A 13,694-nucleotide genomic window follows, 5' to 3' on the forward strand; every position below is an offset into this window, starting at 1 on the left:
TAAAAATATAAAAAGATGAAAAAATTTATCATAATACTAGTTTTAATAATATTGATTATCAGTTGTAATTCAAAAAAAGAAGACCATACAGGACATGACCATGTATCCGAAGAAAAAGAAATAAAACATGAAAAATTAGAAGAAAAACACACCGAAAATGAATTGCATTTAACAACCGCACAAGTAGCATCTGGAAATATAAAAGTAGCCGAAATTTCGCAACGAAAAATACGAAATAGAATTGCTGTAACAGGTACAATAGAAGTGCCTCCACAAAGTAAAGCAACTATTTACGCTCCTTTAGAATCGTTTGTATATAAAACCGATTTATTACCTGGTGATAAAGTTAAAAAAGGACAAACCGTTGCAATATTACAGCATCCTAATTTTATAAAATTGCAATATTCGTATTTAGAATCAATTAATAATTACAAGGTTACAAAGGCCGATTATGAGCGTAAAAAAATGTTATTAGAAAATGAAATTACTTCTAAGAAATCGTTTCAAATATCAGAAGGAATATATAATTCGGCAAAAAGTTTAGTAGATAGTTATGCTTCACAATTAAAGATGGCAAATTTATCGCCAAGTAGTATTTCAAAAAATGGGATTCAACAATATGTTTACATAAAATCACCGATTTCTGGTTATGTTGTAGAAAATAATTTAAATAAAGGGATGTTTTTATCAGCAAATTTCGAAATGATGGAAATTATTGACACCGATCATATGCATGCAGAATTAAATATTTTTGGAACTGATATTACCAAAATTAAGAAAGGGGATGAGTTTATTTTTAAACCTTCGGGAATTGATACCGAATATAAAGGTTACATTAAATTAATTAGTCAGAAAGTAAATGATAAAACTAAAACAGTAAATGTTCATGGTCATTTTGATGATGAAAAAAACATCTTAAAATCGGGAATGTTTATTAATGCCGATGTGTTATTAGGTGGTGAAAAAAAATTTACTGTTCCTGAAACCGCAATTATAGAAAAAGACGGAGGAAGCTTTGTTTTTATGGCAGAAAGTACTGTTGAATTTATTCCTTTAAAAGTTACTTTAGGTAATAATGATAGTGGTTTTGTCGCTATAAAAACCATTCAAGGAAATAATTTTGATATTAAAATAGTTACCGAAGGAGCACATATTTTAAAAGGAAAATTATTGCAACAAGCAGGAGCTGTAGGAGGTCATGTACATTAATTATTTTAATGCTTTAGGTTTACTCAAATTTAAAAAAGATTAATTGTACATTTGAGTTTAAATAAATTAAACTATAAAAATGAATAATAATAGACAATTAGATTTTCAATTACCAAAAGGAGCTCTTCTTTTAGGAATAATCGCTGTAATCGCAATTATAGGTTTTAATAAATCAACTGTAACTATTAAATCAGGACAAGCAGGTGTTTTATATAAAACATTTGGCGGTGGTGTCGTAACCGATGAACCTGCAATGGGTGAGGGATTTCAAATTGTAGCACCTTGGAATAAAGTTTTTATTTACGAAGTACGTCAGCAAGAGATTTTTGAAAAAATGCAAGTTTTATCATCAAATGGATTAGAAATTAGATTAGAAGCTTCTGCTTGGTTTCAACCTCAATCTGATAAAATAGGTTCTTTACATCAGGAAAAAGGAGAGAATTATATTTCAAGAGTTATTCAGCCAGCTATTCGTTCAGCAGCTCGTAGTGTTGTAGGACGTTATACTCCTGAACAATTATATTCTAGTAAAAGAGATGTAATTCAAACTGAAATTTTTGTAGAAACTAAAAAGATTTTAGATAAGCAGTTTATTCAATTAAATGAAGTTTTAGTTAGAGATGTTACTTTACCTACAACAATTAAAACAGCAATTGAACGTAAATTAAAACAAGAACAAGAATCTTTAGAATATGAGTTTAGATTAGTTACAGCTCAAAAAGAAGCAGAAAAACAAATTATTGAAGCAAAAGGTAAAGCTGATGCAAATAAAATTTTAAGTGCTTCTTTAACAGATAAAATTTTACAAGATAAAGGTATTGAAGCTACTTTAAAATTAGCAGAATCTCCAAATAGTAAAGTTGTATTAATTGGTGCTGGTAAAAGTGGAATGCCAATTATTTTAGGAAATCAATAAAAATATTACAAACAGCATAAAAAAACCTGAACAATTATTTGTTCAGGTTTTTTTATTTTAGATTAAGAAGAAAACTCTTCATATAATTCTTCCATTTCTGATGATGCATCATTATCATATATTATATGTGCTAACATTCGAAGAATAAATCCACCATAATTATATGACTCTTTAGCGTCAGCATCTTGTCCTTCGTATGGATCAAGATCATTTAAATCATCACCATGACTGAAAAAACAAAGTTTTGGTTCATTAAATGAATTTAAATTCTCCGTATCAGCAACTACACAATCTTGTGCTAAATCACAAAAATCGACATAACGTTCTATATCTTCTTCTTCTTGATCTTCAATAAAATGTTCGTACATAAAAGACGGAAAATTCAATCTTTTATAGTCTGATTCAGGTTTAAAAAGTAATATATCTTTATGTAAATTGGTTATAGAATCTTTAGTCCCTGTATAATTTTTATTAGTAGGGGAAAATATAGCCCATACAGGTTCTGGTTCATCACTCCAATTTGTACCTTGAAATTCTATAAATAAAGAACCTTTTTCCCATTCTAAAGATATTTTTTCGCCTTCTTCTAAAACTCTAAAATTTTGAATTCTTTTTAAAATATGTTCAAATGTTTCTTGACACTTATCAGTAACAATCCATGTTTTAAAATGATTTTTTAAAAAGTCTATTTTTTCTGTAGTTAATTTAGATATCATTAATTTTTGTTATAAGTTTTCACATCTAAAGTACTTTTTTAATAGATAAAAAGTAGTATGTTTTAAGTGAAAATTATAAAAATAGGAGAGGAGTTTTATTCTTATTTTCTTTTGATAAAAAAATAAAACAAAAAAAGACAGCTCAATTGAGCTGTCTTTTTTTGTTTTATGATATAAGAAATTAATCTCTACTACGTCTTCTTCCAAAACCTGAAGATGCATTACCATCACCACTACTTCTTCTTGGTGAAGAACCTGTATCGCTACGCCTTCTTGAATCACCACCACTTCTACTAGATGAAGATGAGTCTCTATCTCTAGGAGCTCTTCCTCTAGGTGCTCTATCACTTCCACCACTACGAGGTTTTCTTCCACCGAATCCACCACCACGAGGTTTTCTTCCGCCACCGCCACCGCGATTAGATTTGGTAATTTCAATGTTTACAGATCTTCCGTTAAAATCAGCACCATTAGCGCTAAAAGCTTCTAGAGTTTCTTTTTCAAAGTTTTTATCTATTTCAAAGAAAGAGAAAGTATCTAAAATATCAATCGCTCCGATTTCTATTTTATCAGCAATTTTCTGATCGTTAATTAATCCAATTAATGTAGCTGGATTTAATTTATCTTTTCTACCTAAGTTGATAAAGAAACGAGTCATGTTTTCATCTGTTGCTCTAGCTCTTGAACTATCTTTATTAGATATATCGTTTAAGTCATCAGATTTATTATAATAAGTTAAAAACTTATTAAATTCTAAAGAAACAAACTTTTGAATTAATTCTTCTCTAGTTAAGTCTTCTAATTTCTCATAGATACTAGGTAAAAACTCTTCAATTTGTTCGTTGTTAACCTCTGTAGCTTTTACCTTTTCAATTAAATGCATTAATTGATTTTGGCAAATTTCTTTTCCAGTAGGTACTTTTTTAGCGTCAAATTTCTTTTTGATAATACGCTCAATAGAACGTAATCTACCTTTTTCTTTATTGTTAACTAAAACAGCAGAAATACCTTTGTTACCTGCTCTACCAGTTCTTCCACTACGGTGATTGTAGTTTTCAATTTGGTCTGGTAATTTATGGTTAATTACGTGTGTTAATTCAGTAACATCTAATCCACGAGCAGCAACATCAGTTGCAACTAAAATTTGAATTGTTTTCTTACGAAATTTACCCATAACACTATCTCTTTGTTGTTGAGATAAGTCTCCATGTAACGCATCAGCACTATAACCATCTTTAATAAGATTGTTAGCTACTTCTTGAGTTTCACGTCTTGTTCTACAGAAAATAATTGCGTAAATATCAGTATTTACATCTGCAATTCTTTTTAATGCTTGGTAACGAGTTCTTTCGTTTACTACATAATACTCATGAGTAACGTTATCAGAACCTTGGTTTTTTTCTCCTGATGTTATTTCAACAGGGTTATCCATGTAGTTTCTAGCAATTGCTTCTACTTCTCTTGGGAAAGTTGCTGAAAACAATAAAGTTTGTTTTGTTTCAGGAGTAGCGTCTAATACTTTATCAAGTTCATCTTTGAACCCCATGTTAAGCATTTCATCAGCTTCATCTAAAACTAACCATTTTACGTTTCCTAATCTTAAAGCTCTACGATTTATTAAATCGACAGTTCTTCCAGGAGTTCCTACAACAATTTGAGCGCCTCTTTTTAAGCCTCTTATTTGTTCTTCAATATTAGAACCACCATATACGGTTACCACTTTTAAATCTGGTATGTATTTAGCGAAATCTTTAATGTTATTTCCTATTTGAACAGCAAGTTCACGAGTAGGAGATAAGATAATAGCTTGTGTATTTTTATCTAAAGCATCTATTTGCTCTATAATAGGTAAACTAAATGCGGCTGTTTTACCTGTTCCTGTTTGAGCAAATGCCTTTAAGTCAGCCGTAGATGAAATAATTTGAGGAATTGCTTTTTCTTGAATTACAGTTGGTTTTTCGTAACCTAAATCTGTTAATGCTTTGTTGATAGGCTCTTTTAAGCCTAAATCTAAAAATGTTGACATATATACGTCTGTGTTCTTTTAGATTCGCAGATGCCAGTATCTGTAAATCTGATTTTTAATTTGGACAATAGATTATATGGCTAATAATCTGGTAGTTAATAATCTAAACTTTATTCTAATACAAGAATAAAATCCCGCAAATTTACGCTAAATTACACGAAGTAACAAATATTATTTATTTTTTAGTAAATTGCTTACCTCTGTATTAATGTTTTTAGCTGATAAACTTGTATATCCATTTTTGATAATACCTTGCTTATCAATTAGTACCATACGTGGAAACTTACTTGTAGAAAAATCACAAACTTTACTATTTTTAGGTAGTGTATATTGATGTTTAATAGGTATTTCCTTGGTGTATTTATTAGATGTATCGCATAAATTGATTACAATAAAGGTTATATTAGGATTGTTTTTTATCAAATAGTTAGTTCTTGAAGCAATCCAGTCATCTGAAGCATATTTGTTATCTTTAAGTAGAATAACTGCGTTTTTACCTTTTATAATTTTAGATATACTTTTTAATTCTCCTTTTGCATTTATTAACTTAAAAGGAGGTAGTTTATGGCCTTTATTTAATAATTTAAGGTCATTAACTAAACGTTGAATATTTTTCTTCTGGTCTATATCTGTATTTAATTTAAAGAAAGTAAAAAATGTTTTATTTTTATCTTGACTATTAGGTTCTTTAAAAAAATGACTAATAACAGTATTATATAACAGTTTGTTTTTTATTTCTTCAGAAGAAATATTTGAATTAATATTATTTAATAAATCTAATGTAAAGTTTTCAGAATTGCCTTCTTTAAGATATACATCATTATATAATTTATCAATCATTAAAGCATAATAAGGACTATAAAAAATTAAAGAATCTTTTTTTGAATTGATATTAGAACGGTAATCAAAATAAGAAGGTACTAATTTTTCAGGAACTTTTTTAGTAAAGTTATGAATAGCATATTGCTCTAAATAAGTATAAACAGGATATAGTAAAGCTATATTTAGTATTTCTATAAACTCTTTTGATACTTTATTTTTAGCATTTTCCTTAAAAAAAACAAGTTTTTCTTGTTTAATTTTTTTTATAGAATCAATTTTTTTTAAAAATTTATCTTGAGAAAGGTTATAAAGTCTATAAAAATTCTTTTCATCTTCTTCTTTTTCTAAAAAAGCTTCAATTAACATGTTGTTTCTTTCTGCATCTTTTCCGCTAAAAACCAACGATTCATCAAAATCCCAAGTATTCAATCTAAAAAGTAAACTGTCTTTAGGTTCTAAATAAACATATTGATGTTCAGGACCATGTCCAAAAACATATAATCCTTTTTTAAAATTTTTATAAGAGCCTAAAAAACTATTATCTTTCTTTAAATAAATAGTATCGTTAAATTTATAATTGTCTGATAAAGTAATATAACCACACTTCGGATTTATAATTTTACCTCCAAAATAAGTGATTTCTGGTTTTTTAGGTATATTACATCCAATAAATAATGAAATTAATATAAAGGGAGTTATATATTTAGTCATACGCTAGTAGTTATTAACTTTATAAAGAATTCTGTTCAAAAATAAACAAATCTTCATAGTTTCGTTGTTAATTCGTTGTTAAAACGAATTATCGGCATCAAATGTAATGTGTTAAATATTTCCTTGCAAATTCTTTTTACGCAAGTATATTTTATACTTTTGCACTCGAATTAAAAAAAACTATAAATGTTATCAGTTTCTAATTTATCAGTTCAGTTTGGTAAACGTATTTTGTTTGATGAAGTAAATACTAAGTTTACACAAGGAAATTGCTACGGTATTATCGGAGCAAATGGAGCAGGAAAATCTACTTTTTTAAAAATTATATCAGGAGTACAAGAGGCAACATCTGGTCATGTTCATTTAGAACCAGGTAAAAGAATGTCTGTTTTAACGCAAGATCATTATGCTTTTGATGAGTTTACTACTTTAGATACTGTATTAAAAGGAAATAAAGAATTATATCAAATTAAATCGGAAATTGATGCCTTATATGCCGATTACACCGATGAAAATGCAGAGAAAATAGGCGAGTTACAAGTTCGTTTTGAAGAAATGGATGGTTGGAATGCCGATTCTGCTGCTGCAACTTTATTATCTAATTTAGGTATTAAAGAAGAAGACCATTATACTTTATTAGCCGATTTAGATTCTAAGAAAAAAGTACGTATCTTATTAGCACAAGCATTATTTGGTAATCCTGATGTATTAATTATGGATGAACCTACCAATGATTTAGATTTTGAAACAATCGCTTGGTTAGAAAATTTCTTAGCTAATTTTGATAACACGGTAATCGTTGTATCGCATGACCGTCACTTTTTAGATGCTGTTTGTACACATATTTCTGATATCGATTTTGCTAAAATTAATCATTTTTCAGGAAATTATACTTTCTGGTATGAATCTAGTCAATTAGCGGCAAAACAAAGAGCGCAACAAAATAAAAAGTCAGAAGACAAAAAGAAAGAATTAGAAGAATTTATTCGTCGTTTTTCTGCAAACATGGCAAAATCTAAACAAGCTACTTCTCGTAAGAAGATGATAGATAAATTAAATGTTGATGAAATTAAACCTTCTAGTCGTCGTTATCCTGCAATTATTTTTGATAGAGATAGAGAAGCTGGAGACCAAATTTTAAACATCGAAGGATTATCTAAAGAATTTGAAGGTGAACCATTATTTGCTAATGTTGACATCAATTTAAATAAAGGAGATAAAGTTGCAATTATTTCTAAAAGTTCGAAAGCTGTTTCTACTTTTTATCAAATTATATCAGGTAACGAAGAAGCAGACTCAGGAAAATATAATTGGGGAGTAACAACTACGCAATCGTATTTACCTTCGGATAATTCATCATTTTTCCAAAATGGAGAATTAGATTTAGTAGATTGGTTACGCCAATACGCACAAACTGAAGAAGAAAGAGAAGAAGTATTTTTAAGAGGATTTTTAGGTAAAATGATTTTCTCTGGAGAAGAAGCTTTAAAGAAAAGTAATGTTTTATCTGGAGGGGAAAAAGTTCGTTGTATGTTATCTAGAATGATGATGACAAGAGCGAACATCGTTATGTTAGATGAACCTACAAATCACTTAGATTTAGAATCTATTCAAGCATTAAACAACTCTTTAATTAACTTTAAAGGAACGGTTTTATTTTCTACTCATGACCACGAGTTTGCACAAACCGTAGCAAACAGAGTTATTGAAATAACGCCAAAAGGTGTAATTGATAAGTATTCAACTTTTGATGATTATCTTGCTGACCCAAAAGTTAAAGAATTAAGAAAGAAAATGTATTCATAATATTTTTACCACATATTTATAAAAAGGAAGTGCAATAATTGTACTTCCTTTTTTTGTGCTTTTTTTTGAAGCAATTTCCCGCTTTCCGCACTCGCTTTTTTTGTTTGAAAAAAACAAAAAAGAGCTCAAACAAATGCTTCAATCGGGGCTAGGCAATCCGTTAATCTAATTTTATGTTAGTTTTACATCTTTATTTGATGATTTTTACATATAAAATAATACTTTTATCCGTAAAAATAAAGAGTGCTTTCTATGAAAAAGATGAATACCCGAACAGGAATTTTTTTAAAATGAAGTTTAAACAAACTCTAAAGAAAATCAAAATAATTATTTGATTACATTTGAATTGCTTAGAAAAAAAACGCTATGACCATACAAGAATACATTACCAAAATAAATACACTTTTTATAACTGGTAATGCCCGAGAACACTCTTACAGAGGCGATTTACAAAATCTTATTATGGCAATTTTGCCCGATGTTTTAGTAACCAACGAACCCGCAAGAGTTGCCTGTGGTGCGCCTGATTACGTATTAACACGTAAAAATATTCCTATCGGGTATATTGAAGCTAAAGATATCGGTGTTGATTTAAAAAGTAAAACCCTAAAAGAACAATTCGACAGATACAAAGCTGGTTTAACAAACTTAGCGTTTACCGATTATCTAGAATTTCAGTTTTATATAAATGGTGAATTAACCACAAAAATTGCCATCGCTAAAATTGAAAATGAGCAAATTGTTGGAATCCCTGAAAATTTTAAACAGTTTACACAACTGATAAAAAACTTTGCGCAAATAGTATCGCAAACCATAAAGTCGCCAACCGTATTGGCGCAAATGATGGCGGGTAAAGCCAAATTAATGGCGAATATCATTGAAAAATCATTAGATAAAGACGACCAAAACGAACATCGCTCGAATATAAAATCGCAAATGTTGTCGTTTCAACAAATGTTAATTCATGATATTGATAACAAAGCTTTTGCCGATATTTATGCACAAACAATCGCTTACGGAATGTTTGCTGCCCGATATCACGACCCAACATTAGAAAATTTTTCAAGACAAGAAGCTGCCGAATTAATCCCTAAAAGTAATCCGTTTTTACGTAAACTTTTTCAAGATATTGCGGGCTTCGATTTAGATGACCGTATTGCGTGGATTGTAGATGAATTAGTACAAATATTTTTAGCTTCCGATGTTGCCGACATCATGAAAAATTTCGGTAAAAGCACCAAACAAGAAGACCCTGTTGTACATTTTTACGAAACGTTTTTAGGAGAATACAATCCTGCTTTGCGCAAAGCTCGTGGTGTTTGGTACACACCGCAACCTGTGGTTAATTTTATTGTTCGAGCAGTGGACGATGTGCTAAAATCAGAATTTAAACTCTCGAAAGGTTTAGCAGATACCAGTAAAACAACTATCAGAGTAAAAACAGATATTGCTAATAAAAACTTTAAAAGCGGTTATAAAGAAGTCGATAAACAAGTTCACAAAGTACAAATTTTAGACCCCGCAACTGGTACAGGAACTTTTTTAGCTGAGGTTGTAAAACACCTTCACAAAAAATTTAAAGGACAACAAGGAATTTGGAGCAACTACGTTTCTAAAGATTTAATTCCTCGTTTAAATGGCTTTGAATTGTTAATGGCAAGTTATGCAATGGCGCATCTTAAAATGGATATGCTACTCACAGAAACTGGCTACAAACCCAAAGACAACCAGCGTTTTAATATATTTTTAACCAATAGTTTAGAAGAAGCTCACAAAGATAGCGGGACGTTATTTAGTAGCTGGTTAGCCGATGAAGCCGACCAAGCAAATGCCATTAAAAGAGATGCACCTGTAATGTGTATTATTGGAAATCCGCCGTATAGTGGGGAAAGTTCTAATAAAAGTGACTGGATTATGGATTTAATGCAAGATTATAAAAAAGAACCTGGTGGAAAAATTAAATTAAAAGAACGTAATCCGAAATGGATAAATGATGATTATGTAAAATTTATGCGTTTTGGGCAACACTTTATTGAAAAAAATGAAAGCGGTGTTTTAGCTTTTATCAATCCGCATGGTTTTTTAGACAATCCAACTTTTAGAGGAATGCGTTGGAATTTATTAAAAACCTACGATAAAATTTATACCATAGATTTACACGGAAATTCAAAGAAAAAAGAAACCTGCCCCGATGGTTCGCCCGACCAAAATGTGTTTGATATTATGCAAGGCGTAGCAATTACGTTTCTTATTAAAACAGGAAAGAAAAAACCAAATGAATTAGCAAAAGTTTTTCATTATGATTTATTCGGAAAACGTACTCTTAAATATGATTTTTTAAAAGATAATAATTTAAAATCAATAAATTTTGTTGAATTGCCCAACAAAGCACCCAATTATTTTATGGTGCAAAAAGATTTTGAAGCTGAAGATAACTATAATAAAGGGTTTTCAGTAAAAGAATTATTTATAAAATCAACAATTGGAGTTCAAACACATAGAGATGATTTAGTTGTTGATTTTTGTTATACCGACTTAATTAACCGTTTGACTGATATTTTTAAATCCGAAGAACTAACCGATGTTATTAATAAATATAATATAAAAGAATCTAAACACTGGGAGCTAAAATCCGTAATCAAAAAAGAACAAAAATTTAAAGAAGAAGAAATAAGAAAACTTACATACAGACCTTTTGATGAAAGGTATATTTATTACAATGATAATTTTGTTGACAGAACAAGAAAAAACGTTGGTAAAAACATTAATGAAGACAATCTAGTTTTAAACATTGCTAAAATAGTTAAAGTTACATGGAACCATTCTTTAATAACAAAATCAATACCTACAGCTATATCTATGGATATTAACGGTACTTATTTTACTCCTCTATATTTATATCCCGAAGAAAAAAAAGATACTGATATTTTTTCTGAAGATAAAAAAGGAGAAGCAATAGCACGAGTTCCCAATTTAGATAAAAAAATCATCCAAAAAATAGCTCGAAAATTAGGTTTAAAATTCACGAATGAGAAAGAAGAAACCGCAAAAACTTTTGCCCCAATTGATGTTTTAGATTATATCTATGCCGTTTTACACTCGCCAAATTATAGAGAAACCTACAAAGAATTTTTAAAGATAGATTTCCCTAGAGTTCCTTTTCCTAAAGATGAAAAAACATTTTGGGACTTGGTAAAATTAGGCGGAGAAATACGTGAAATTCATTTATTAGAAAGCCCCATTGTAGAAGATGCAATTACGCAATATTTAGGCGATGGCGATAATATAATTACTCGAAAATTAACAAAAACCGATATTGGTTATGAAGCTGTAACCGATACACACGGAAAAGTTTGGATAAACGATATCAATTATTTTGATAATGTTCCTTTAGTTGCTTGGGAGTTTTATATTGGTGGTTATCAACCTGCTCAAAAGTGGTTAAAAGACCGCAAAGGACGAGAATTAGATTACGAAGATATTTTTCATTATAATAAAATTATCGTAGCCTTAACACAAACCGACAAAATAATGAAAGAAATTGATTTGATTGATTTTATAGAAAATGACGAGAAATAAAATATTTGATAAAATAACGTCATGCTGAATTTATTTCAGCATCGCATAAAGTGAATAACTACGGAAAATCAGTATGCGAAACTGAAATAAAATCCCTTTGATGGATTTGGTTTTATGCTATAAAATAAATAAGTTCTAAATTTTATAGCTACTTGTTTTGCGTTAGGGATTGAAGCAATTGTTTGAACTCCTTTTTTGAATTTTCTCAAAAAAAGAGTGAGTGCGTAAAGCCCGACCTTTAGGTAACGCCCAAATAATCTATGTTAAAAATTATATTTATAAAACCATAAAAAAAGGCGAACACATACGGTTCGCCTTTTTTATTGTTTTATTACAAAAATTCACAAATAACTTGTCAGTTCTCGATACAATTTTAATTCCTTCCAGTCATTAAAATCACTCGAAATGACAGTTTAAAATTAGTCATTACTAAAAAAGCTAAACACATTACCACCATAACGCTTGTCGTAACTATGATTAGGATGCTGAGTTAAATCGGTATGTTTATCGTGTTCAATAATTAATGTACCATCTTCATTTAAAAGCTGACGTTCAAAAACTAAATCGGCAATTTTTAAAAATTTATCTTGGTCAAAATCATAGGGTGGGTCAGCAAAAATAACATCCGATTTTAAAGCTGTTTTTTCTAAAAACTTATATACATCGCTTTTATAGATGTTCATGTCGAAATCAAGCTCTTTTGCTGTTTCGTTCATGTATTTTACACATCCGAAATTTGCATCAACAGAATGTATTGTTAAAGTACCACGTGAGGCAAATTCGTAACTGATATTTCCTGTACCAGCAAATAAATCTAATACAGCAATACTATCAAAATAATAATCGTTATTTAAAATATTAAATAAAGATTCTTTCGCCATATCGGTTGTTGGTCGTACGGGCAATTTTTTAGGTGCAGAAAGTCTTCTGCTTTTATATTTTCCTGAAATAATTCTCATGAGGATACTAAGATAAAATTAAAATGATTTAATTTAAAAACTGTTTACTATTCTAAATATAGTAAAAGAAGTTTAATTTTGATACTAAAAAAGAAGTATTATCTTTTATAAAAAGAAAATCCACCCAAAATTAATTGGATGGATTTTGTTTTATTTGCGAAAAATATTATTTATCGCTATTAATATTAGTGCTTTTTATTATTAGCAATAATTTCAGCTTTATCGTAAGAAGGAGGCCAGTTACCACCAGTAGTTACGTCATCTAAAGAACCTACAGAAACAAAAGCTCCTTTAATTTGGTCAGTTTCTTTAGCTTCTAATTCTTGTTTTACTAAAGAATTACTCATTCCTTTAAGAATATCTTTTTTATCAGCTTTAACTTCGAAAACAGGAACAAATAAACCAGCTACTTTTTCAACTTTACCAGTTGCTAATTTAAATTCTTTATCAGTTCCAGGAATTTTAAACATTCCTTTGTAGTCTTTACCAGCAAAATATTTTGATACTGGCTCAGTACCAATCGTATCAACTTGTTTTTTAGATACAGTAACGAAAATTCCACCACCTCTATCTACTTTTTCTTCAACATTTGTAGTTTGTGTTAAAACTAGTTGTCCTTTTTCAATAAAGTTAACTAAAGAGTCTTTATTATCAGTATATGACCTATTAACTTCTATATACTTTACTTCAGCATCACGAATTAATTTTAAATTTGTAATAACTTTGGCGTATCTTATTTCTTTTTCCTTAGCAAAATGGATAGGTTCCATAATACCAGAGTAAATTTTATATGTTAAAAAAACCGTAGCTCCTAATAACAAAATAGACACTAACCATCTAATTTTCAACGGTACAAACTTAACGATAAGCAACGCTAAAAGAATTGCAACTACAGTAGCTGCTAAAATCATTAATAATAAATTCATTTTTTTTGTTTTAATATGTGATAT

At 29.4% G+C, this 13,694-nt stretch carries 9 protein-coding genes; 4 read left to right on the forward strand and 5 right to left on the reverse strand.

What is annotated here, in order from left to right; all coding sequences use genetic code 11:
• Positions 1 to 15: 15 nt before the first annotated feature.
• Complete coding sequence (locus AB0T67_RS01950; protein WP_369218917.1) at positions 16 to 1,209, forward strand: efflux RND transporter periplasmic adaptor subunit; 1,194 nt, start codon at positions 16 to 18, stop codon at positions 1,207 to 1,209.
• 79 nt (positions 1,210 to 1,288) lie between these two features.
• Positions 1,289 to 2,125, forward strand: a complete 837-nt coding sequence (locus tag AB0T67_RS01955; RefSeq protein WP_369218918.1) for a prohibitin family protein — start codon at positions 1,289 to 1,291, stop codon at positions 2,123 to 2,125.
• A gap of 62 nt (positions 2,126 to 2,187) precedes the next feature.
• Here the strand turns inward: AB0T67_RS01955 and AB0T67_RS01960 are convergent, their stop codons facing one another.
• From AB0T67_RS01960 to AB0T67_RS01970, 3 genes are all read right to left on the reverse strand, one after another.
• Positions 2,188 to 2,841, reverse strand: coding sequence for a hypothetical protein (locus AB0T67_RS01960; RefSeq protein WP_369218919.1), 654 nt, complete (start codon positions 2,839 to 2,841; stop codon positions 2,188 to 2,190).
• 181 nt (positions 2,842 to 3,022) lie between these two features.
• Positions 3,023 to 4,867 (reverse strand): DEAD/DEAH box helicase, encoded by a 1,845-nt coding sequence (locus tag AB0T67_RS01965; protein WP_369218920.1) that lies wholly within the window; start codon positions 4,865 to 4,867, stop codon positions 3,023 to 3,025.
• A gap of 171 nt (positions 4,868 to 5,038) precedes the next feature.
• Positions 5,039 to 6,400, reverse strand: a complete 1,362-nt coding sequence (locus tag AB0T67_RS01970) for a hypothetical protein (protein ID WP_369218921.1) — start codon at positions 6,398 to 6,400, stop codon at positions 5,039 to 5,041.
• 186 nt (positions 6,401 to 6,586) lie between these two features.
• On the opposite strand from AB0T67_RS01970, the gene AB0T67_RS01975 reads away from it, so the two are divergent.
• Both AB0T67_RS01975 and AB0T67_RS01980 read left to right on the forward strand, forming a co-directional pair.
• Complete coding sequence (locus AB0T67_RS01975; protein ID WP_369218922.1) at positions 6,587 to 8,206, forward strand: ABC-F family ATP-binding cassette domain-containing protein; 1,620 nt, start codon at positions 6,587 to 6,589, stop codon at positions 8,204 to 8,206.
• Between the two features lie 366 nt (positions 8,207 to 8,572).
• The gene (locus AB0T67_RS01980) at positions 8,573 to 11,785 is read left to right on the forward strand and encodes a type ISP restriction/modification enzyme (protein WP_369218923.1); all 3,213 of its coding nucleotides are present in this window, start codon (positions 8,573 to 8,575) and stop codon (positions 11,783 to 11,785) included.
• 419 nt (positions 11,786 to 12,204) lie between these two features.
• Here the strand turns inward: AB0T67_RS01980 and AB0T67_RS01985 are convergent, their stop codons facing one another.
• On the reverse strand, positions 12,205 to 12,744 hold the full coding sequence (locus AB0T67_RS01985) for an RsmD family RNA methyltransferase (protein WP_369218924.1): 540 nt from the start codon (positions 12,742 to 12,744) through the stop codon (positions 12,205 to 12,207).
• A gap of 185 nt (positions 12,745 to 12,929) precedes the next feature.
• Positions 12,930 to 13,670, reverse strand: a complete 741-nt coding sequence (locus AB0T67_RS01990; protein ID WP_369218925.1) for a hypothetical protein — start codon at positions 13,668 to 13,670, stop codon at positions 12,930 to 12,932.
• Positions 13,671 to 13,694: the final 24 nt, after the last annotated feature.

This window comes from Tenacibaculum salmonis (assembly GCF_041053065.1).
In the GTDB taxonomy this organism is placed as follows: domain Bacteria; phylum Bacteroidota; class Bacteroidia; order Flavobacteriales; family Flavobacteriaceae; genus Polaribacter; species Polaribacter pacificus_A.

Coding starts and splice junctions, on each gene's coding strand:
- AB0T67_RS01970 (WP_369218921.1), bottom strand. CDS start 6,400: ATGACTAAATATATAACTCCCTTTATATTAATTTCATTATTTATTGGA.
- AB0T67_RS01960 (WP_369218919.1), bottom strand. CDS start 2,841: ATGATATCTAAATTAACTACAGAAAAAATAGACTTTTTAAAAAATCAT.
- AB0T67_RS01950 (WP_369218917.1), top strand. CDS start 16: ATGAAAAAATTTATCATAATACTAGTTTTAATAATATTGATTATCAGT.
- AB0T67_RS01990 (WP_369218925.1), bottom strand. CDS start 13,670: ATGAATTTATTATTAATGATTTTAGCAGCTACTGTAGTTGCAATTCTT.
- AB0T67_RS01965 (WP_369218920.1), bottom strand. CDS start 4,867: ATGTCAACATTTTTAGATTTAGGCTTAAAAGAGCCTATCAACAAAGCA.
- AB0T67_RS01975 (WP_369218922.1), top strand. CDS start 6,587: ATGTTATCAGTTTCTAATTTATCAGTTCAGTTTGGTAAACGTATTTTG.
- AB0T67_RS01980 (WP_369218923.1), top strand. CDS start 8,573: ATGACCATACAAGAATACATTACCAAAATAAATACACTTTTTATAACT.
- AB0T67_RS01985 (WP_369218924.1), bottom strand. CDS start 12,744: ATGAGAATTATTTCAGGAAAATATAAAAGCAGAAGACTTTCTGCACCT.
- AB0T67_RS01955 (WP_369218918.1), top strand. CDS start 1,289: ATGAATAATAATAGACAATTAGATTTTCAATTACCAAAAGGAGCTCTT.